The sequence below is a fragment of the Microbacterium sp. R1 genome, assembly GCF_015159725.1.
In the GTDB taxonomy this organism is placed as follows: Bacteria; Actinomycetota; Actinomycetes; order Actinomycetales; family Microbacteriaceae; genus Microbacterium; species Microbacterium oxydans.
The window spans coordinates 227,032-246,190 of the sequence record NZ_JADDUD010000001.1 but is presented as its reverse complement, the minus strand read 5'-3'; the positions used below and the strand labels follow the sequence as shown (position 1 = coordinate 246,190).

At 69.7% G+C, this 19,159-nt stretch carries 21 protein-coding genes; 12 read left to right on the top strand and 9 right to left on the bottom strand.

Annotated features, from left to right (window positions below):
- Positions 1–26 precede the first annotated feature (26 nt).
- From ILP86_RS01220 to ILP86_RS01210, 3 genes are all read right to left on the bottom strand, one after another.
- Complete coding sequence (locus ILP86_RS01220; RefSeq protein ID WP_193761191.1) at positions 27–1,643, bottom strand: thiamine pyrophosphate-binding protein; 1,617 nt, start codon at positions 1,641–1,643, stop codon at positions 27–29.
- Positions 1,644–1,653: 10 nt separating this feature from the next.
- Entirely contained in the window at positions 1,654–3,321 is a 1,668-nt protein-coding gene (locus tag ILP86_RS01215) for an amidohydrolase (protein ID WP_141368290.1), read from the bottom strand.
- 61 nt (positions 3,322–3,382) lie between these two features.
- Positions 3,383–4,720, bottom strand: coding sequence for an MFS transporter (locus tag ILP86_RS01210; RefSeq protein WP_113681436.1), 1,338 nt, complete (start codon positions 4,718–4,720; stop codon positions 3,383–3,385).
- A 210-nt stretch (positions 4,721–4,930) separates the two neighbouring features.
- Between ILP86_RS01210 and ILP86_RS01205 the strand changes: the two genes are divergently transcribed.
- The 5 genes from ILP86_RS01205 to ILP86_RS01185 all read left to right on the top strand — a co-directional run bounded on the left by ILP86_RS01205 (position 4,931) and on the right by ILP86_RS01185 (position 9,527).
- Complete coding sequence (locus ILP86_RS01205) at positions 4,931–5,839, top strand: Lrp/AsnC family transcriptional regulator (RefSeq protein WP_227750885.1); 909 nt, start codon at positions 4,931–4,933, stop codon at positions 5,837–5,839.
- A gap of 59 nt (positions 5,840–5,898) precedes the next feature.
- Positions 5,899–6,408, top strand: a complete 510-nt coding sequence (locus ILP86_RS01200) for a DUF3253 domain-containing protein (protein ID WP_193761190.1) — start codon at positions 5,899–5,901, stop codon at positions 6,406–6,408.
- Positions 6,409–6,490: 82 nt separating this feature from the next.
- Positions 6,491–7,897: an MFS transporter gene (locus ILP86_RS01195; protein WP_052748776.1), complete on the top strand. Its 1,407-nt coding sequence runs from the start codon at positions 6,491–6,493 to the stop codon at positions 7,895–7,897.
- Positions 7,898–7,946: 49 nt separating this feature from the next.
- Positions 7,947–8,864, top strand: a complete 918-nt coding sequence (locus ILP86_RS01190; RefSeq protein ID WP_058630809.1) for a cation diffusion facilitator family transporter — start codon at positions 7,947–7,949, stop codon at positions 8,862–8,864.
- A gap of 99 nt (positions 8,865–8,963) precedes the next feature.
- Complete coding sequence (locus ILP86_RS01185) at positions 8,964–9,527, top strand: hypothetical protein (protein WP_193761189.1); 564 nt, start codon at positions 8,964–8,966, stop codon at positions 9,525–9,527.
- 22 nt (positions 9,528–9,549) lie between these two features.
- On the opposite strand, the gene ILP86_RS19520 is transcribed toward ILP86_RS01185, so the two are convergent.
- Positions 9,550–10,137, bottom strand: coding sequence for a MarR family winged helix-turn-helix transcriptional regulator (locus tag ILP86_RS19520; protein ID WP_227750884.1), 588 nt, complete (start codon positions 10,135–10,137; stop codon positions 9,550–9,552).
- Positions 10,138–10,255: 118 nt separating this feature from the next.
- Between ILP86_RS19520 and ILP86_RS01175 the strand changes: the two genes are divergently transcribed.
- Entirely contained in the window at positions 10,256–10,993 is a 738-nt protein-coding gene (locus tag ILP86_RS01175) for a hypothetical protein (protein ID WP_193761188.1), read from the top strand.
- A 70-nt stretch (positions 10,994–11,063) separates the two neighbouring features.
- Here ILP86_RS01175 and ILP86_RS01170 read toward each other — a convergent pair whose 3' ends face one another.
- The gene (locus ILP86_RS01170) at positions 11,064–11,708 is read right to left on the bottom strand and encodes a TetR/AcrR family transcriptional regulator (RefSeq protein ID WP_046748681.1); all 645 of its coding nucleotides are present in this window, start codon (positions 11,706–11,708) and stop codon (positions 11,064–11,066) included.
- Between the two features lie 73 nt (positions 11,709–11,781).
- Between ILP86_RS01170 and ILP86_RS01165 the strand changes: the two genes are divergently transcribed.
- Positions 11,782–12,639 (top strand): alpha/beta fold hydrolase, encoded by an 858-nt coding sequence (locus ILP86_RS01165; protein WP_193761187.1) that lies wholly within the window; start codon positions 11,782–11,784, stop codon positions 12,637–12,639.
- A gap of 18 nt (positions 12,640–12,657) precedes the next feature.
- On the top strand, positions 12,658–12,984 hold the full coding sequence (locus ILP86_RS01160; protein ID WP_193761186.1) for an NIPSNAP family protein: 327 nt from the start codon (positions 12,658–12,660) through the stop codon (positions 12,982–12,984).
- A 27-nt stretch (positions 12,985–13,011) separates the two neighbouring features.
- On the opposite strand, the gene soxR is transcribed toward ILP86_RS01160, so the two are convergent.
- Positions 13,012–13,452, bottom strand: a complete 441-nt coding sequence (soxR, locus tag ILP86_RS01155) for a redox-sensitive transcriptional activator SoxR (protein ID WP_046748766.1) — start codon at positions 13,450–13,452, stop codon at positions 13,012–13,014.
- 116 nt (positions 13,453–13,568) lie between these two features.
- On the opposite strand from soxR, the gene ILP86_RS01150 reads away from it, so the two are divergent.
- Both ILP86_RS01150 and ILP86_RS01145 read left to right on the top strand, forming a co-directional pair.
- On the top strand, positions 13,569–15,029 hold the full coding sequence (locus ILP86_RS01150) for an MFS transporter (protein WP_046748678.1): 1,461 nt from the start codon (positions 13,569–13,571) through the stop codon (positions 15,027–15,029).
- Between the two features lie 24 nt (positions 15,030–15,053).
- Positions 15,054–15,959 (top strand): NAD(P)-binding domain-containing protein, encoded by a 906-nt coding sequence (locus ILP86_RS01145; protein WP_308431869.1) that lies wholly within the window; start codon positions 15,054–15,056, stop codon positions 15,957–15,959.
- Between the two features lie 15 nt (positions 15,960–15,974).
- On the opposite strand, the gene ILP86_RS01140 is transcribed toward ILP86_RS01145, so the two are convergent.
- A complete protein-coding gene (locus tag ILP86_RS01140) occupies positions 15,975–16,397 on the bottom strand; it encodes a MarR family winged helix-turn-helix transcriptional regulator (protein ID WP_058630805.1) in 423 nt (140 codons plus the stop codon).
- A 70-nt stretch (positions 16,398–16,467) separates the two neighbouring features.
- On the opposite strand from ILP86_RS01140, the gene ILP86_RS01135 reads away from it, so the two are divergent.
- On the top strand, positions 16,468–16,872 hold the full coding sequence (locus ILP86_RS01135; protein WP_193761184.1) for a hypothetical protein: 405 nt from the start codon (positions 16,468–16,470) through the stop codon (positions 16,870–16,872).
- Between the two features lie 43 nt (positions 16,873–16,915).
- The gene (locus ILP86_RS01130) at positions 16,916–17,947 is read left to right on the top strand and encodes an FUSC family protein (protein WP_058630803.1); all 1,032 of its coding nucleotides are present in this window, start codon (positions 16,916–16,918) and stop codon (positions 17,945–17,947) included.
- A 10-nt stretch (positions 17,948–17,957) separates the two neighbouring features.
- Here the strand turns inward: ILP86_RS01130 and ILP86_RS01125 are convergent, their stop codons facing one another.
- Together ILP86_RS01125 and dcd are read right to left on the bottom strand one after the other, a co-directional pair.
- The gene (locus tag ILP86_RS01125) at positions 17,958–18,467 is read right to left on the bottom strand and encodes a hypothetical protein (RefSeq protein ID WP_179515729.1); all 510 of its coding nucleotides are present in this window, start codon (positions 18,465–18,467) and stop codon (positions 17,958–17,960) included.
- 1 nt (position 18,468) lies between these two features.
- Positions 18,469–19,074, bottom strand: a complete 606-nt coding sequence (gene dcd, locus ILP86_RS01120; RefSeq protein WP_045263886.1) for a dCTP deaminase — start codon at positions 19,072–19,074, stop codon at positions 18,469–18,471.
- Between the last annotated feature and the right edge of the window lie 85 nt (positions 19,075–19,159).

Here is a 19,159-nt window from a genome sequence, read left to right as displayed (position 1 = left end):
CCTGTTTGTCGGGGATGTCGAGGGATTCAGAGCGCACTCTGCGGGATGTGCACCAGCTGCACTCCCCCGTCGGTGATCGCGGCGCGGATGCTCGATGCGATGTCGTCACGGCGTTCCACCCGCCGCCCGGTCGCGCCGAAGGCCGAGGCGAGCGCTGCCCAGTCGGGCTGTACCAGGTCGACGCCGATCGGCTCCATGCCGCGGTCGACCTCGTTCTGACGGATCTCGGCATACCCGCCGTTGTCGACGCACACGATCGTGATGTCGAGGCGCTGTTCGACCGCCGTCACCAGCTCGTTCACGCAGAACATCAGGGCGCCGTCGCCGATCACGGTCACGACCGGGTGCTCGGTCTGCGCGACTCCGGCACCGATCGCTGCCGGAAGACCGTAGCCGAGGGTGGCGTAGGTCGGGGTGTAGAGCAGGGAGTGCGGATGCGCCGACGGCAGCACGCTGCCGAGTGCCATGTAGACGATCTGCGACGAGTCGCCCGCGACGATGGCATCGGCGGGCAGGGCCTCGACGATGATCTCGGCCAGTGCCACCGTGTCGGGGGCGGTCGCGCGCATCTCGGCGTCGATCGCGGTGCGCTCGACGGTGAGGTCACGCGCCGGGCGTACACCGGCGGGGAGGGCAGTCGACAGCGCGTCCAGAACGGCAGCTGCATCCCCCGTGATCCCGACCGTCGCGGCGAGGTTCTTGTCGCGCTGCGCGAGCGAGATGTCGATGCGGATCACGGCCCCGCGGGCTTCGAGCCGCGGCGCCCACAGCTCGGCCTCACCGAGCTTCGAGCCGACCACGAGCAGCACGTCGGCGGCCTCCGCGACAGCACGGGCGGCGGCGAGACGAAGGTTCGACCCGAGCGAGAGCGGATGCCGCTCGTCGACCACGCCCTTGCCGTTCAGCGTGGTCAGCACCGGGGCTCCGAGACGCTCGGCCAGGAGGGTGACCTCGTGCGCGGCATCCACGGCTCCCCCACCGGCGACGATCACCGGGGTCTTCGCCTCTGCCAACAGCCGGGCCGCTTCGGCGAGCGCAGCCGACTCACCCGAGACCCGTGCAGGGACCGGACGCGGCTGCCGCGCCTCGGCGGGAACGTCGGCGGGCGCTTCCAGCACATCGAGCGGGATCTCGATGTGCACCGGACGAGGACGCCCGGTGCGGAACAGGGTGAACGCGTCGTGCACGGCCTCGACCGCCTCGGCGGCGCTCGTCACGCGGCGCGACCACTCTGCGATCGCGCCGACCATGGCCGTGGCATCCTTCGTCTCGTGCAGGGTGCCCACGTCGGCGAACTCCGCCCCGAGGGGCACCCCCGGCGAGAGGACGATGAGCGGACGGGACTCGCAGAACGCCGTGCCGATCGCGCTCATGGCGTTCTGCAGACCGGGGCCTGAAGTCGTGATGACCACTCCGGGGAGGCCGGTCTGCTGGGCCCACCCGTCGGCACCGTAGCCGGAGCCCTGCTCGTGACGGTTCGTCACCGCGCGGATGCCGAGGTCGGCGAGCGGGCGGTAGAGCTCGAGGTTGTGGGTGCCGGGGATGCCGAAGATCGCGGTGACCCCGTACGCGCGGATCGTCTCCAGCACGGCGCGCCCGGCGGTGTCGGCGTACTGCTCTGCCGCTGTGGTGTCGCTGCTCATCGGATCATCCTCACACTCGGTGACGACGGACGCCGTCGACCCAGGTCTCGCGCACCGTGATCGCCGAGATCTCCTCGGCGGGAACGGCCAGCGGATCGCCGGAGAGCACCGCGAAGTCGGCGTACTTGCCGACTTCGAGCGACCCCAGATCGTCTTCGCGGCCGATCGACACGGCACCTTCGATCGTGTGTGCGCGCAGAGCTGCGAGCGCCGAGACGCGCAGGTCGTCCGGCCCGAGCTTGTGCCCCCGGCGCGTGACTCGGGTCACGGCCGTCTGGATGGCTTCGAGCGGGATGGGCTCGGCGACCGGGGCATCGGACGAGATCGTGAACGGCACGCCCGCGCGCTCGAACTCGCCCAGCGGGTTGAAGCGCTCGCCCGGAGTGCCGATGGCCTCCTCCACACCTTCGCCCCAGTTGAAGTAGTGCTGGGTCTGGTTGACCGGACGGATGCCGGAGGCGGCCATCCGCTCGATCTGCTCGGGAGTCGGCAGGCCGCAGTGCTCGATGCGGTGACGGGCGTCGGGATCGGGGTGCTCGGCGAGCGCGGCCTCGATCGCGGACACGACCATCTCGATCGCGGTGGGCGACTGGGCGTGGGTCGCGGTCTGCAACCCCGCGGCGTGCGCTTTGCGGATGAGCCCCTCGTACTCGGCGGGCTCGTGGTACAGCTGGCCGGTGCGGCAGGGATCGCCCACGTAGCCGTCGGGGAAGTATGCGGTCCAGCCGCCCAGCGTGCCGTCGGCGTAGAACTTGATGCCGGCGAAGCTGAGGTGCGCGTTGCCGAACTGTCCGACGAGACCCATCTCGAGCGCCTCGTCGAGCAGGTGCGACAGCAGGTACATCGACACCCGCAGTTCCAGGCGCCCGGCCTCGGCGAGGCGCAGGTACATGTCGAACTCGCGACGGGTGACCTGGGCGTCGCCGATCGAGGTCACTCCCCCGGCCAGGAACCGCTGCGTCGCCGCGTCGAGTTGGCGCAGGTGCTCCTCCGGCTCGTCCGCCAGGTGGAAGTTCGGACCGTGGTGGCCGATCTTCACGCCGTGGACGCCGGTGAGGATGTTGCACGCCGCATCCGACAGCTCCCCGGTGAGCTCGCCGTCCGCGTCGCGGAAGAACTCTCCGCCGTCGGGGTTCGGGGTGTCCCTGTCGACATCGTTGATGGCGAGCGTGTACGAGTTCACCACACCGCCGTGACCCGAGGCGTTCATGAGGTAGACCTCGCGGTCGGCGGCGACCTCGTCGAGCTCGAACCGGGTGGGGTGGCGCTTCTCGGCGAGGTTGCGCTGCTCGTAGCCGTAGCCGCGCACCGGGCGCCCCTCGGGGAGGTCGGAGGCAGCCGCCTTCAGCAGCGCCACGATCTCGGGGATGCTGCCCGCCTTCTCGGGGCCGCAGTCGACCCAGCTCATCATCTGCCCGAACATGAGCGGATGAGCGTGCGCGTCGACGAAGCCGGGGACGATCACGGCGTCGCCGAGATCGATGCGCTCGGGCGAGAGGCCCACCCCCTCCGCCGCCGCCTCGCACTCGGCGGGGGTACCGATCGCGAGGATGCGCCCGCGATCGGTCAACATCGCCGTCGCCGTGGTGGCGTCGTCATCCGCGGTATGGATGGCGTGCGCGGTCAGGAGGAGGGGAGCCGTCTGAGCCGAGCGGTCGAAGGGGGTGAGCTTTCTCATGGGGAACCTGTTCGCGGTCGTGGCGTACGGAGGAAGGCGGGCTGTCGGGGACGCTCCGGCGTCAGGGCAGCCGGTTCGCCGTGGTGTCCGTACGCGCGGTGAAGGACGCCGTCACGGGAGCCTCGTCGGAGTGCTGCGGCGCGAGGCGGGTGCAGATTCCGGCGATGAGGGCCATGCCGATGAACATCGCGATCACCGACCAGATGCTGCCGGTCCAGGCGATCAGCTGCGTCGCGAACCACGGCGAGAATCCGGCCCAGACCGCTGCGCCGACACCGTAGGAGAGGGCGATCGAGGTGTAGCGGGCCTGCGGGCGGAACATCTGCGAGAGCAGGGCGGCGATCGGTGCGTAGGTGGCGCTCATCGCGATGCGCACCAGCGAGGCGAACAGGAAGATGAGCGGTTCGATGCGTCCGGGCAGGATCAGCAGGAACGGCACGAAGGTGAGCACCGAGGTGATCAGACCGATGTACATGACGTTCTTCCGCCCCCACTTGTCGCCCAGCCAGGCGACGGGGAGGGTAACGACGAACTCCACGAAGGAGGCGATCGTCATGGCATCGAGGATGACCTGCTCGCTGATCGCGACCGTGTCGCCGGTGGCATAGGCCGTGGCGAAGGTGGTGGCCAGGTAGTAGCCGCCGGTCGAGATCGGCAGGATGCCGATGCCGAGCAGGATCGGGCGCCAGTTGGTGCGCAGCGCGAAGGCCAGCGGCATCGACTGCTTGCGGCCCTCGACCTTCGCCTCGAAGACCGGGGTCTCCTCGACGCGATAACGGACCCAGAAGCCGACGCCGACCAGCACGATCGACAGCAGGAACGGGATGCGCCAGCCGCCGTTGATGATGAAGTCGTCGCCCATCCGGGTCATGATCGCGAAGATGCCCGATGCCAGCAGCGCACCGGCCGGGTTGCCGAGCTGCGTGAAGCCGCCGTAGAAGGTCTTCGACTTCTCGGGGGCGTGCTCGACGCTCATGAGCACCGCGCCACCCCACTCGCCACCGACCGCGAGGCCCTGCACGGCACGGAGCAGGATCAGGAGGATCGGGGCGAGGATGCCGATGTTCTCGTAGGTGGGCAGGCAGCCCACGAGCACCGTGGCCGCGCCCATCATCAGCAGCGTGATGACAAGCGACGTGCGTCGGCCGAGCTTGTCGCCGATGTGACCGAAGATGATGCCACCGAGGGGCCGGACGAGGAAGGCGACCGCGAAGGTCGCGAAGGCGGCTGCGGTCTCGGCCAGCCGGTCTCCGCTCGGGAAGAACAGTGGACCGAAGACGAGCGCCGCGGCGGTGGCGTAGACGTAGAAGTCGTACCACTCGATGGTGGTACCGACGAAGGCGGCGATGCCGGCGCGGCGCGCCCGGCTGTGGGTGCCGCTGGTGGGGGTAGTGGTCATGGGGGTGCCCGCTCCTTTGCGGAAGATGTCGGATAGCGAAGGATGCTACGGAGGTGCGGGCCCGTCAGCAAGGGCAGAACTCCAGCGATAACGGAGATTCACTGGATATATGATCGCGCATCTGTGCAATGCGCGTCTTCCCGACGGCGATCACCTCTCCTACACTGAACTTACGCACGGCGAAGCGTGCGATCGCAGGAAACTGACGAAATGGGCGGAACCATGGATTTCGACGCCGAACTCATCCGCGCGCTGCAGGAAGACGGCCGGGCGAGCATCCTCTCCCTCGCCGAGCGGCTCGGGCAGTCCAGAGCCGCTGTCGCCGCGCGACTGCGCACGATGCTCGCCGACCGCACCGTGCGTGTCGTCGCCGCCGTCGACCCCGTGTTCCTCGGCCAGCACGTCCTCGCCCACGTCTCGATCCGCACCGATGGATCGGTCGAGCTCGTGGCGGAGCACCTGCGCGACATGAGCGAGACCGTGCTGGTGTCGGCGGTCGGCGGCGCGCACGACGTGGTCACCGAAGTGCGCGTGGGGTCGATGTCGGAGCTGCACGACCTGCTGGCCCTGATCCGAGCGATCGACGGGGTGCTCGACATCAGCACGATCATCTATTCGACCGTGATCAAGGGCTTCTTCGTGTCGGAGTATCACGGCGGCGTCACCCTCGACGCGATCGACGAGGCGCTGATCGAGCAGCTGCAGGCCGACGGGCGCAAGAGCTTCCGCGCGCTCGGCGAAGAGGTGCGCCTCTCCCCCTCGGCCGTCGCGACCAGGGTGCAGCGGCTGATCGATGCCGGCGTGATCAAGATCAGCGCGGTCGAGGCGCGCGGACTCGCGCACCGGCAGTTGTCGATGGGGGTGGGCATGACCCTCGGAGACGACGACGACGCCGTGATCGACGAGCTGCGTCGCGGCCGTGGGGTGGACTTCGCCGCGCGCACGCTCGGCCGCTTCGACGCGGTCGCCACTCTGGTCGAGCCTTCGGCCGGCGCGCTCTACGCCAGCCTGGAACGCCTGCGTGCGCTGCCCGGAGTGACGCGCATCGAGGCCTGGCTGCACCTCGCCGTGCTGAAGGAGGACTACGCCCGCACGCTGCGTCCACTGCGGACGGACTGAGGCGCGGCCCCTGCGTCAAGGGGATGGAGGACGCGGCCCGACAGGGGCAGGCTGCCCGCATGAGCAGCGAGGAGTCTTCCGCGACGGAGTCCGGTCCCGAGCGCACGGCGGACGGGCGCCACATCGTCGTGAACGGGCGACGCTGGCGTGCGAGCGATCCGTCGATCCCCGACACGCTGCGACAGGAACTGGTGGATGAGCTCATGGCCGCGCGGCGAGCGGTGAAGACCTCGGACGACGATGCCCGTCGCCGGGTGCACGACGCCAAGACCGCACTCGGCGAGCGCGGGGTGCCCTGGTGGGAGGAACCGCTGCCGGAAGCCGCGGACGATCGGATCGCCGCCACCATCCGAACCCTCACCCGCAAGCGCTCGGAGTCATCGATCTGTCCGAGCGACGTGGCCCGCGCCATCGGCGGGGAGTCCTGGCGTTCACGGATGCCCGACGTCCGACGCGTGGCCGCGGCCCTGGCGGAGAGCGGAGAGATCGTCGTGACGCAGAAGGGGGAGGCCGTCCGGATCGACGAGGCCCGTGGTCCGGTCCGCATCCGCCGCGGGCCCGCCCTTTGACGAGCCCCACCACCACGTTTCCGCGCCGCACCGCGCGGCGCGCCGTCACCAGGCGTTCACCCGGCACCGCCAGACTTCGAGAATGAGCGAAACCGAGGGGCACAGCGCCGTGCCCGAGCCCGTGGCGACCGCGAACAGCGGCGCCGTGGCCGTCGTCGGCCTGGACCTGCGCGGCGAGACGCCCGCCCCGAAGAAGCAGGTCTACTCGTGGGCGCTGTGGGACTGGGCGACGCAGCCGTTCAACACCGTCATCCTCACGTTCGTGTTCACGGCGCTCTATCTCGTGGGCGAGGGCTTCCTCCCGCCCGAGGTCGCGTCGCTCGACGTGGACGATCCGGTCCGGCTCGCCGCGGAGGCAGACCTCGCGTCCGGTCTCGGTCTGGGCTCGACGATCGCGGCCTTCGGCATCCTGCTGCTCGCGCCCGTCCTCGGCCAACGCGCGGATGCGGCGGGGCGTCAGAAGCTCTGGCTCGGGATCGGCACCGGCGCGCTGATCCTGTGCATGCTCGGCCTCTGGTTCGTCGAGCCGATGCCGAGCCTGTTCTGGCTGGGCGTCGCCCTGATCTCGGCCGCGACGGTTTTCCAGGAGATCGCGGCGGTGAACTCCAACGCGATGCTCATCGGCATCGCGAACCCGAAGAACGTCGGTCGCATCTCCGGCCTCGGCTGGGGCTTCGGCTACCTCGGCGGCATCATCGCGCTCGTGATCGTGGTCGTGCTCGACACCTTCGACTGGTTCGGCATGTCGACCGACAACGGGCTGGCCTACCGGCTGATCGCCGTCGGATGCGCCGTCTGGGCGATCATCTTCAGCATCCCGATCTTCCTGAACGTGCCGGAGCCGTCGCTCGGCCGCCCGGAGCGCAAGGTCGGCTTCTTCGCCTCGTATCCGCTGCTGGTGAAGGACGTCGCAGGTCTCTACCGCAACGAGGAGACGCGGCCCACCTTCTGGTACCTGCTGGCGAGCGCGGTCTTCCGTGACGGGCTGGGAGGCGTCTTCGCGTTCGGCGCCATCATCGGCACCGCGGTGTTCAAGTTCGGCGCGCAGGACATCATCATCTTCGGCATCGCCGCGAACCTGATCGCCGGCATCTCGACCATCGCCGCCGGCCGGCTGGACGACCGGCTCGGACCGAAGCGGATCATCCTCGCCTCGATCGGGTCGATGATCGTCGCGGGTCTCGCCGTGTTCTTCCTCCGTGACGCCGGCGTGATGGTGTTCTGGGTCGGCGGTCTGATCCTGTGCGCCTTCGTGGGCCCCGCCCAGGCTGCCGCCCGCTCCTTCCTCGCCAGAGTGACGCCGGCCGGACGCGAGGGCGAGATCTTCGGTCTCTACGCCACGACCGGGCGCGCGGCGAGCTGGATGGCGTCAGGCGCCTGGACCGTCCTGATCGTGCTGACGAGCCAGACCGCCTACGGAATCCTGGGCATCGTGGTCGTGCTGATCGCCGGCTTCCTGCTCCTGCTCCCCGTCAAGGCTCCACGCTGAGAGAGTCCTGCGGAGACTGTGAGCCACGGGGCGGGAGTAGCCTGACCGCGTGACTGTGATCCTCGCCTTCCTGGCCAACATCCTCGTCGCGATCGCGAAGACCGTCGCCGCGATCATCACCTCGTCGGCGTCGATGGTGGCCGAGGCGGCGCACTCGTGGGCGGACGCGGGGAACGAGGTGTTCCTCCTCATCGCCGACCGCCGCGGGGCGAAGGCCAAGGATGCGCGGCATCCGCTCGGCTACGGTCGCAACGCCTTCGTGTGGTCGCTGATCGCTGCATTCGGGATCTTCACCGCCGGTTCGATCGTGTCGATCATGCACGGCATTCAGGAACTGTCCGACACCGGCCCTGTCGAGAGCCCGACCGTGGCGTACATCGTGCTGGGTGTCTCGTTCGTGCTCGAGGGCGCATCGTTCACGCAGGCGATGGTGAAATCCCGCCGCCTCGCGAAGGAGCGCGGCTCGTCGACCTGGGACTTCGTGCTGGAGACGAGCGACACCACACTGCGCGCCGTGTTCTTCGAGGACTCCGCCGCACTCATCGGACTCGTGCTCGCCGGCGGCGCGATCCTCCTCCACCAGATCACGGGCGTCGCCGCCTGGGATGCCATCGGCTCGATCCTCGTCGGCGTCCTGCTCGGGGTGGTGGCGATCATCCTGATCCGGCGGAACATCGCCTTCCTCGTGGGCGCGACCGCCGCACCGGAACTGCGCGCGCGGGTGGGGAGCGCCCTGCTGGGCCTGCCGCAGGTCGAGCGGGTGACCTACCTGCACATCGAGTACGTCGGTCCGAATCGACTCTTCATCGTGGCGGAGGTCGACCTCGCCGGCGATGCGCGCGAGCACGACGTGGCGCGGCAGCTGCGAGACCTGGAGCAGCGGATCGAGCAGCACGACGCGGTCGAGACCGCTGTGCTGTCCCTATCGGTAGACGACGAGCCGTCGGTGGGATTCGCGTCGGCCTGAGCCTGCGCCGGCCGTGCGACCGCGAGAACCGGCGAAGCGAGGTGTGGCAGGATCGGGGCTGTGCGCCCGACGACTCCCCCGCTCCTGAGCCTTATCGCCGTGACCGCCACGCTGCTGCTCGCCGGCTGCTCCTCCGCCCCCGCCGACCAGAGCTCCGCACCGGCCGACGATGCCGGCGCGCCGACGGCGGCACCTGCGGACTCGGCGGACACCGTCATCACCTGCGCGGACATCGAGCCGCTCGCAGCGCCGATCACCGCGGGCTTCGCTTTCTCGCCCGACGACTCCTCGGAAGACGCCTCCGGCACCACCTGTGTCTGGATCAACGACGCGGTGGCCTCCGCGTCCACCGCTCTCGAAGACTACGCCTCCCTCGCGGTAGGCATCGATGAGACGACCTGGAGCACGGACGAGCTGAGCACGCTCCAGGGGGCGATCGACGATCCGCGCGCTGCAGCTCTCGATGGACGGGTGCTGCTGCTGGGCGACGGCGAAACTCTCGGCGAGGTGGGTTCGGTTCAGCTGCTCTCCCCTCGCGGCACGGTGACGATCGTGGCCACCGGCATGCTGCTCTCGGCATCAGCCGACACGGCGATCCCGGTGGATTCCGTCATCGACGTCGCCGCCGACGTCGCGGGCCTCCGCCGCCAGCTCAGCCGCTAACGCCGCCGCTTCGAGGCTCCCCTCAGCGCTGCCAGTTGTCGGCGAGCTTGTTGAGCAGTCTGGCGAGCTCGACGCGTTCCTCCTCGGTGAACGAGGTCAGCGCGGTCGTCAGCATCTCGCGACGCTCGCCGCGCATGCCGCGGGCGAGGCGGCGTCCTTCGTCGGTCAGCGCGATGCGGGTGCGCCGTGCGTCGTCGGGGTCGGCCTCGCGGCGCACGAATCCGCGTTCGACTCCCTGCTGAACCAGCCGTGAGGCGCGGGGCTGGTCGACCCCGATCGCCGCGCCGAGGTCACTGACGCTGAGCGGGGCGGACGCGGCGGCGAGCGCTTCGAGCATCCGCATGCGGGCGGGGCCGCCGAGACGCCCCGAAGGGTCGGACATCCAGGGCGGCATCCCGGGATGACCCCGGTGATGCGCGAAGTGGTCGTGCGGATCGTCGCCACCGTGCCCCTCGCCGGGGCCGCCGTGCGGGCTGTCCTGCCACGTGTGGGGGCCGCCGTGACCGCGACCGCCTCTTCCCCCCGGGCCGCGCTCACCGGGACGCCGTCCGCGCAGACGGGACAGCGCCTGCGCGATGGCTTCGGCGGGATCGTTCGGTTCGGTGGCCATGAGGTGATTTTACATGCGACTTGACATGCATCGGAACTTCATGTCACACTACATGTACATGCACTGTGACATACACATGCACATTGACAACAACGTCACCCCGACAAAAGGACTTCTCATGAACACCTCTGAACCACACAACATCTCTGAACCACAGAACACCTCCCGCCCCTTCGGTTACTGGCTGAAGGCCGCCGACCGCCTGATGGCGGCCGAGTTCGCCGCCGCTTTCGACGGCGAACACGCGAGTCGTCGCGACTGGCGCATGCTCAACATCGTCGACGGCACCGCCCCGTCCGACCGCCCACTGAACGGCCATAAGCTGCATCGGCTCGTCGAGCGCGGCTGGGTCTCTCCCGAGGGCGACGGCTGGGCGCTCACCGACGACGGTCGCGCCGCGAAGGATCGCCTCGGCGTCATCGTCGACGACATCCGCACCAAGGTGGAGGAAGCCGTCTCCCCTGAGGACATGGCCACCACGCTCGCCTCGCTCGAGAAGATCGCCCGCGCGTTCGGATGGGACGAGGAGACCCCTCTTCCCCGCGGACGCCGTCACGGCTTCGGCGGACCCCGCCACGGTCGCGGATTCGGCCACGGCTTCGGACGCCCCTTCGGACGCGGCTTCGGTCGTGGCTTCGGCGCGGGAGTCGAGCGGGGCTTCGAACACGACCGGGAGCACGATTTCGACCGCGAACACGCATGCGAGCGCGGGCACGCGCACAGCCGCGAGCACGGTCACGGCGAGCACGGTCACGGACGCGGTCGTGGACACGGTCCGCACCGTTCGGAGCGGATCGCCCAGCACGCCTTCGAGCGCGGTTTCGATGCGGGATTCACCCGCGGGCGCGACGCCTGACCCCCGCAACACTGCGAGACGCCTCACCCGACACTCGGGTGGGGCGTTTCGCGTTCTCAGCGCCCGAGAGTCAGAGGTCGAGCAGCAGCAGGGCCGACTCGGTCGCCCCGGCGGCACGCAGCCGCGCTCGCATCGCGGCGGCGGCGATCGCGTACGGCCGGGCGTCATCGAGCAGCAGGGAGCGCGAGTTGGCCTCTTCGTTCAGGGCGACGAGCTCGAACGCGAGCACCTCGGGGTCGGCCTCGACCTCTCCGGCATCCACGGCGTGACGCAGCTGGGCCTCCACATAGCCGTACCAGTCGACCAGCGCCGACCGCACCGCATCGCTCACCGGTCCGGACTTCGAGTCGACGTCGGCGGCCGTCGCCGCGAAGAAGCATCCGCCGGTGAACACCCGGTCCCGCGAGTACGACAGCGAGTTGTGCAGCAGCGCGGCGAGACGGTGCAGCCCGCGTGGATGGACTCGCGCCGGCTCGACGATTCGCGCCGTGAAGATCTCGCGGGCGGCGGCGACGGTTGCGAGCTGCAGCCCCTCCTTGCTCTGGAACAGCGTGGCGATGCTGCTCTTGCTCGACCCCGAGGCCTCAGCCAGCCGCCCGATGCTCAGTCCGTCGAGCCCTTCGACCGATGCGAGGTCGGTCGCGCTCTGCAGCACGATGCGGCGCGAGGCATCACCACGGGCCCTCCGCCCGTCCAGAACAGCGCTCTCGGTCACACACCTAGTATACGAACGATCGTTCGCCTACTATACGTATGATCGTTCGTATTGTTCCGGCGAAGGAGCCTCCATGCCGTCCGTGCCCGCGTTGCTCGCCCGCAGCATCCCGCTCGCCGCCGCTGTCTCGCCGACGCTCGCCGGCGACATCGCCTATCGACTGTTCTTCACGACGTCGCCGCGGATGCGGGTGAGTGAAGCGGACGCTCCCACGCACGCCGACGCCCGACGGGGCCGGCTCACGGTACGCGGTCAGGAGGTCGTCACCTACGAATGGGGCGCCGGACCTCACACCGCGCTGCTCCTGCACGGCTGGCGAGGGCGAGCCTCGCAATTCGCGCCGCTGGTGCGGGAACTGCGCTCCGAGGGGTTCCGTGTGATCGCGTTCGACGCTCCTGCGCACGGCTCATCGTCCGGGCGGAGCACCGACATCCGCGACTGGATCGACGCGGCCGAGCAGCTGCAGGCCGAGCACGGGCCGTTCGTGGTGATCGTCGGCCACTCGTTCGGGGCGCTGGCGGCACTGACCGCAGCCCGTTCGACCGTTCCGGTTCCGGCCGTCGCCGTGATCGCCGGCGCCGCCGCCCCCGACGCCTTCCTCGCACAGTTCTCCGCAGACCTGCACCTCGACGCCGCGACGACCGCCCGTCTGTCGGAGCGATTCCGCAGGAGGTTGCACATGGATCAGTCCGCCGTCACCGCACGATACGACGCCGTGAAGCGCCCTCTCCCCGCCGACACCGCCCTGCTCGTGGTGCACGACCGCGGCGACCGGAGGATGCCCGACCACGATTCGCTCCGTCTGCACGACGCCCACGGCGCACGGTCGCGTCTGGTGCGCACAGAGGGCCAGGGACACACGAGGGTGCTGTCGGCGGATGCGACGCTCGATGCCGTCATCGCGCTGACGGCCTCTCCGCACATGCGGTGACCGGGGTAACCTGACCTCGTGATCACCTGCGTCGTGACGTACACGATCGATCCGGACAAGATCGACGCCTTCGAAGAGTTCGCGCGCGCCTGGATGCGGCTGGTCGATGATCACGGCGGCAGACATCACGGCTACTTCCTTCCCTCCGAGGGAGCGAGCGATCAGGCCCTGGCACTGTTCACCTTCCCGTCGCTCGCTGACTACGAGGTGTACCGGAAGGGCTTCGGGGTCGATCCGCAGTTCATCGAGGCGGACCGCATCCGCGACGAGAGCGGGTGCGTGCTGCGCAACGAACGCACCTTCATGCGACCGTTGCTGCCGACAGACCTCGATCCGGAGGACTGACGGCGCCCGAACGGCTTGCGCCCGCCGTCAGATGCGGCGCGGTCCTGGACCGTCCGTTGCGAGTGCATCCTCGGGGTTGAGCAGTCGGCACGCCTTGAGGGAGAGGCACCCGCAGCCGATGCACCCCGTGAGCTCGCGGCGCAGATGCTCGAGCTGTGTGCGCCGGAGGTCGAGCTGTGCGCGCCAGAGCTTCGCCACCCGCTGCCAGTCCCGCTGCGATGGCGGCTCGTCCACCGGGAGGCTCTGGAACACCTCGTGCACATCGGTGAGCGGGATGCCCAGCCGCTTGGCGACGACGATCAGGGAGATCCGACGCAGCATGTGGCGCCGGTAGCGGCGCTGGTTGCCCGAGGTCCGTGTCGAGGCGATGAGGCCGAGCTGCTCGTAGAAGTGCAGCGCTGTCGCGGGAACGCCGGAGCGTCGCACGACTTCGCCGATCGCCAGCAGATCGTCGGGCTCCAAAGACATCATCGCCTCCTCTTGACCTCGAGTTTACTCGAGGTATTAGCGTGACGAACGGCCGCCGAGACACGGCGCCGCCGGGCGGCTCTCCCGCCCCATCGACGCCACGAAGGGCACCCCCGATGACCCAGACTCCGCAACGCACCGCCCCCGCCGGCAGCTGGCGCGAACTCCTCGGCCGCCGCTACGCACCGACCGCCGCCGTGCTCGCAGGCGGTGTGCTCCTCGAAGCGAGCAACGTCTACCTCACGACCAGCCTGCTCCCCACGATCGTGGGAGACATCGGCGGGGCGGAGTTCTACGCCTGGACGATGATGACCTTCCTGTTGGCCTCCGTGGTGAGCTCGATGATGGTCAGCCGTGTTCTCACCCAGCAGGGCGCCGTCCGGGCGTACCTGCTCGCCCTCGGCCTGTTCGCTCTCGGGTCGCTGCTCTGCGCCGCGAGTCCGTGGATGTGGGCATTGCTCGCCGGGCGGGCGGTGCAGGGCCTCGGAGGCGGACTTCTCGCCGGACTCGGCTACGCGCTCATCCAGCGCGCACTCCCCGAGCGGCTCTGGGCGCGGGGCGCGGCGCTCGTCTCGGCGATGTGGGGCGTCGGCAACATCGTCGGCCCCGTCGTGGGCGGCATCTTCGCGCAGCTCGATGCCTGGCGGGTGACCTTCGTGGGACTGGCCGTGGTCTCCGCGCTGATCGGCATCGTCGTGGTCCGCGCACTGCCGCGGACCGCTCGCACGCGGTCGAGCGAGTCACTCCCCTGGGGCTCGCTCCTGCTGCTGGCCGGCGGGGTCGCCGCCGTGGGCATCGCGAGCGTCGTCCCCAGCGGCCTCGGCACCGGGGTCGCCATCACCGTCGGTGTCGTTCTCGGTGCCTGGTTCCTGCGCCACGAGCGTCGCGGTCGCACCGGCATCCTGCCGCGCGTCACCTTCGCGCACGGATCATCGCTCGGGTGGGTCTACGTCACGGTCGCCGTGCTGGCCTTCGCGATCGGCACCGAGGCATTCATCCCGCTGTTCGGGCAGGAGATCGGCGGGCTCGCCCCGTTCGTCGCCGGGCTCCTCGGCGCAGCCTTGTCCCTCGGATGGTCGGTGACACAGGTGTTCAGCGCGAACGCGATGGGCATCCGGTCCCGGCGCACGCTCATCACCCTCGGTCCGCTCGTGGTCGCCGCCGGGCTGACCGCCTACGGCCTGCTCCAGCACGAGGGCCCCTCCGTCCTCGTCATCGCCCTGTGGTTCATCGCACTGTTCCTCGCCGGAGCCGGCATCGGCATCGGCTTCCCCCACCTGACCGTGGCGGCGCTCGGCAGCACCTCGGGCGAAGAGGAGGGCGCCAAGGCCGCCGCGGCCGTCAACACCGTCTTCATCATCGCGAGTGCGTTCAGCTCGGCGATGGCCGGCGTGCTCGTGAACCTCGCCATGCCCGACGTCGTCGATGCCGCCCGACTGCTCATGCTCGCGTTCGCGGCCGTCACGGCGCTCGGAGTCTTCGTCGCCCGCGGCGCGAGCTGGGGCATCGGCCTCTCCTCGACGGACGACGACCCACCCCTCGCTCCCACTCCCGCCACCGAACCCGCCACCGACTGAACGAGGGGGACATAAAGGATGAACGTGGATGAGAACCCGAGGACGCCCGTCACCGTCATCGGCCTCGGCGAGATGGGAACAGCCATAGCGAGGACGCTCGTCGGACGCGGCCACCCGACCACCGTGTGGAACCGCACCGGGAGCAGAGCGGCACCGTTGGCTGCGCTCGGTGCCGATGTCGCCCGGACGGCCGCCGATGCGGTGGCCGCGAGCCCGCTCGTGATCGTGTGCCTGCTCGACGGCACCGCCGTGGAGGCGGTCTTCGAGACGATCGCCGGGGCGGCACGAGGAAAGGTGATCGTGAACGTCACCAGTGGCTCTCCTGCCCAGGCCAGAGCCGCCGGGGAGTGGGCGCAGACGCACGGCGCGCGATATGTCGACGGCGGGATCATGGGCGACCCCGCCGCCGTGGGGTCACCCGAGGTGCTCCTCTCCTTCAGCGGAGATCGCGTCGGCTTCGACACGCACCGCGGGGCGCTGGAGGACCTTGGCACCGTCGGATACCACGGAGAGGATGCGGGCCACGCGGCCGTCGAGTTCCTCGCTCAGGTGGCGGTCGGCTACGAGTTCCTGATCGGACTGCTGCATACGTTCGCACTGATCACGGCCGAGGGGGCCGATGTCGTGGGGTTCGCGGAGCGCGTCGCGGGGACCGTCGAGGGATATGTGCCGCTGGTGAAGAGCTTCGGCGAGGCCGTGGCCGCAGGCCAGTACGGGCCCGACCTGGGTTCGTTGCACGTGCAGAGAGCACTCATGGACGACCTCGTCAGCCATCGCGAAGCGCTCGGCATGGACACGGTGCGCATGCGGGAGATCAGGCGGCTGATGGATCGCCGGATCTCCGACGGCCACGGCGACCAGGGGTTCTCCAGCCTGTTCGAGGTGCTGAACGACGAGCGGCCCCACCGCGACGAGGCGGAAGACGAGTGACCCGCCGGAGGGCGATCAATCGGTCGCGACAGCGACCCGGCGGGTGAGGTCGAGGAACACGGCACGCTCGTCGGCGGTCAGCGGCGCCAGGAACTGCTCCTGGGCCTGATCGACCACCGCATCGAGCCGGGCGAGCTCGGCGCGGCCTGCTGCGGTGAGGCTGACGAGGTTCCGACGGCGGTCGGACGGATGAGGGGCACGCGCGACGAACCCGCCCTCTTCCAGCACGACCAGTGCCACCGAGACGTCGCTGCGGTCGAGTTCGGTCGCGCGTCCGAGGTCGGCCTGACTGATCGGGCCCGCCTCTTCCACTGCCGCAAGCAACCGGTAGTGGTACGCGCGAGCGCCCACGTCGGCAAAGAGTTCCTGCAGAAGCGCGTGGGAGCGCAGGTGCGCCCGACTGACCCACCACGTCGCCCTGTGTTCGAGTCGATCCATGAACCGATGCTACTCGTTGGCATCACCAATGATGTGCTACCGTTGGCCGCACCAACGATATGGAGCCCTCATGATCCCTCTCGGCCCGCAGCTCATCGGCCAGACGGAGAAGGCGCTGAACGCCCTCCTGCTCACCCTGCTCTCCCCCCACGCCCTGTCGGAACGGGAATGGGTGACGCTGCGCCTCGTCTCCCAGTTCGAGGGAGAGGGCAGCGTGGACAGGTTCGTCGCCGACCGTCTACACGACCCCGACTCCGCGCTCTTCCTCCGCGCCCTCCAGGAGCGGGGACTCGTCGAGGGTTCTCACCTCAGCCCCACGGGCACGACACTGGTGGCCGCGATCAGCCGCGAGATCGCGCGCGTCGCCGGCCCCATCTGGGACGAGGTCGATCACGACGACGCGCTCGCCGCCGCACGAGCACTGAACCACATCCTGGAGAAGACCCGGCTGCTCCTACGCGCCTCGGCAGTCTGACCCGACGACGGAGGCGGTCGGGAGTCGGACGTAGGCTGGATCAGTGGCGGATTCGCGGGGAAGGGTGTGGACCGGCGTTCTGCGCGTCGAGCCGCACCGCGGCGACCACCGGGTGGCGTTGCGCGCCGCGGTCAGCGTGGCCGTCCCCCTACTCGTGCTCTGGGCACTGGGACGCCTCGACCTCAGCATCTACGCCAGCTTCGGCGCCTTCGCCGCCCTCTACGGGCGGCACGACGTGTTCCGCGACCGCATCCGCATGCAGGCGAGCGCCGGTGGCGTGATCCTCGCCTCGATGCTCGTCGGCACGGCACTGTCGGTCCTCGCCGCCCCGGCCCCGGCCAGCATCCTCGTGGTCGCGGTCATCGCGTCGGCCGTCACCCTGCTCGCCTACACGATGCGGTGGCACCCGCCGGGGCCGCTGTTCCCGGTGTTCGCGGTCGGAGCCTGCGCGACGATCCCCGCCACAGCCGCCTCCTTCGGGGACGTGCTGCTGGTCGGTGGACCGAGCGTGCTGTTCGGCCTGGCCATCACCGCCCTCATCGGCATCCTCACCCGCAGCACCGACGACGTGCCGCCGAAGACCCTGCAGCCCGTCGGCCCGATCGCGGGCGAGATGGCCGCGTCGGTCGGAGTCGCGATCCTGGGCGCGGGCTTCGCCGGGCTGCTGATCATGGACTCGCACTGGTACTGGGCGGCGGTCGGCGCGGTGGCCGCCGTGAGCGGACCTCAGCTCAACGCCCGCGTGATCCGCGGCATCCAGCGCCTTGTCGGTACGTTGCTCGGAGTGCTCGTCGCCGCCGGGATCCTCGCCATCGACCTGCCCCCTCTCGCCGTGATCGCCCTCGTGGTCGTGCTGCAGGCCGCCGCCGAGCTGTTCGTCGGCCGCAATTACGGCATCGCGATGATCTTCATCACCCCGCTTGCCCTGCTCATGGTGCACCTGGCCGCACCCACGCCCGTCGACATGCTGCTGCAGGACCGCGCGATCGAGACCGTGATCGGGGTGGCCGTCGGCACGATCGTCGCCGTCGCCTCGGCAGCACTTCGACGCAGGACGGCCCCGAAACGCTCCTGAGCTCAGCAGGTCACAGGAGCGGAACGCCTGAGATCGACGACGCTGCGACGTCGGCGCCCGCGAACGGGAAGCTGGTGGTGTTCAGCAGGTACACACCCACGACGATCGCGGCGACGAGGAGCAGGAACAGGAACGCGAAGATCACGATGGTGAGCACGCGGTAGCCACCCGACGTCGGCACCTCGGGGGCGACGGACGGCAGCGCCCAGTCATCGGCCACCGCGGCGGGCGGCTCCCCCTCGAGGATGGCGGGAGTCGGACGGGCACGGTCGCCGCGCCGCGTCGCGGGCGGAGGCGGCGGGATCACCGCGTCGGCGGACGGGAGGTCAGACGGCGGCGGGGTCAGCAGCCCGTCCGGGATCGGGATCTCGGGCGGAGGCGGCGGGATCACGACGTCGGCGGGCGGGATCAGCGACTCGTCCGGAAGATCGAGCCCTTCGGGCAGATCGGGGCCCTCCGGGGAGGGCGTCTGCTCCGGGATGACGGGCTCTTCCGGCTGCGTGCCGCTCGCGTCGGTCATCTCAGCCTCCGACTGCTCCGACGTCGGTGGTGCCGACATCCGTCCGATGGAAGTTCTGGAACGACCGGGAGGCCGTCGGTCCGCGCTGACCCTGGTAGCGGTTGCCGTAGGGGCCGGATCCGTAGGGGTTCTCGGCGGGAGAGGTGAGCCGGAAGAAGCACAGCTGACCGATCTTCATGCCCGGCCACAGCTTGATCGGCAGGGTCGCGACGTTCGCGAGTTCGAGCGTGACGTGCCCTGTGAAGCCGGGATCGATGAAACCCGCGGTCGAGTGCGTGATGAGCCCGAGGCGTCCGAGCGACGACTTGCCCTCGAGACGTGCCGCGATGTCGTCGGGCAGCGTGACCTGCTCGAACGTCGCGCCGAGTGCGAACTCGCCGGGGTGCAGGATGAACGGTTCGTCGGGGTCGACCTCGATCAGCCGCGTGAGCTCGGGCTGGTCGACCGACGGATCGATGAAGGGGTACTTGTGGTTGTCGAACAGGCGGAAGTACCGGTCCAGACGCACGTCGATGCTCGACGGCTGGATCATCCCGTCTTCACGCGGGTCGAGGCCGATGCGGCCGGATGCGAGTTCTGCCTTGATGTCGCGGTCGCTGAGAAGCACGGCACCAGCCTAGTTGCCACGGGCTTCCGACGCCGTGCCTGCTTTGGCCAAAGGGCACCGGACGGGTAGGCTGGCGTTCGCCCGC

What these genes read in the sequence shown, in the direction of transcription:
- ILP86_RS01175 (WP_193761188.1), top strand. Translation starts at nt 10,256, where the DNA reads ATGAACACCTCTGAACCACACAACATCTCTGAACCACAGAACACCTCC.
- soxR (WP_046748766.1), bottom strand. Translation starts at nt 13,452, where the DNA reads ATGTCTTTGGAGCCCGACGATCTGCTGGCGATCGGCGAAGTCGTGCGA.
- ILP86_RS19520 (WP_227750884.1), bottom strand. Translation starts at nt 10,137, where the DNA reads ATGGCCACCGAACCGAACGATCCCGCCGAAGCCATCGCGCAGGCGCTG.
- ILP86_RS01205 (WP_227750885.1), top strand. Translation starts at nt 4,931, where the DNA reads ATGGGCGGAACCATGGATTTCGACGCCGAACTCATCCGCGCGCTGCAG.
- ILP86_RS01200 (WP_193761190.1), top strand. Translation starts at nt 5,899, where the DNA reads ATGAGCAGCGAGGAGTCTTCCGCGACGGAGTCCGGTCCCGAGCGCACG.
- ILP86_RS01220 (WP_193761191.1), bottom strand. Translation starts at nt 1,643, where the DNA reads ATGAGCAGCGACACCACAGCGGCAGAGCAGTACGCCGACACCGCCGGG.
- ILP86_RS01195 (WP_052748776.1), top strand. Translation starts at nt 6,491, where the DNA reads ATGAGCGAAACCGAGGGGCACAGCGCCGTGCCCGAGCCCGTGGCGACC.
- ILP86_RS01150 (WP_046748678.1), top strand. Translation starts at nt 13,569, where the DNA reads ATGACCCAGACTCCGCAACGCACCGCCCCCGCCGGCAGCTGGCGCGAA.
- ILP86_RS01210 (WP_113681436.1), bottom strand. Translation starts at nt 4,720, where the DNA reads ATGACCACTACCCCCACCAGCGGCACCCACAGCCGGGCGCGCCGCGCC.
- ILP86_RS01125 (WP_179515729.1), bottom strand. Translation starts at nt 18,467, where the DNA reads ATGACCGACGCGAGCGGCACGCAGCCGGAAGAGCCCGTCATCCCGGAG.
- ILP86_RS01165 (WP_193761187.1), top strand. Translation starts at nt 11,782, where the DNA reads ATGCCGTCCGTGCCCGCGTTGCTCGCCCGCAGCATCCCGCTCGCCGCC.
- ILP86_RS01135 (WP_193761184.1), top strand. Translation starts at nt 16,468, where the DNA reads ATGATCCCTCTCGGCCCGCAGCTCATCGGCCAGACGGAGAAGGCGCTG.
- ILP86_RS01215 (WP_141368290.1), bottom strand. Translation starts at nt 3,321, where the DNA reads ATGAGAAAGCTCACCCCCTTCGACCGCTCGGCTCAGACGGCTCCCCTC.
- ILP86_RS01140 (WP_058630805.1), bottom strand. Translation starts at nt 16,397, where the DNA reads ATGGATCGACTCGAACACAGGGCGACGTGGTGGGTCAGTCGGGCGCAC.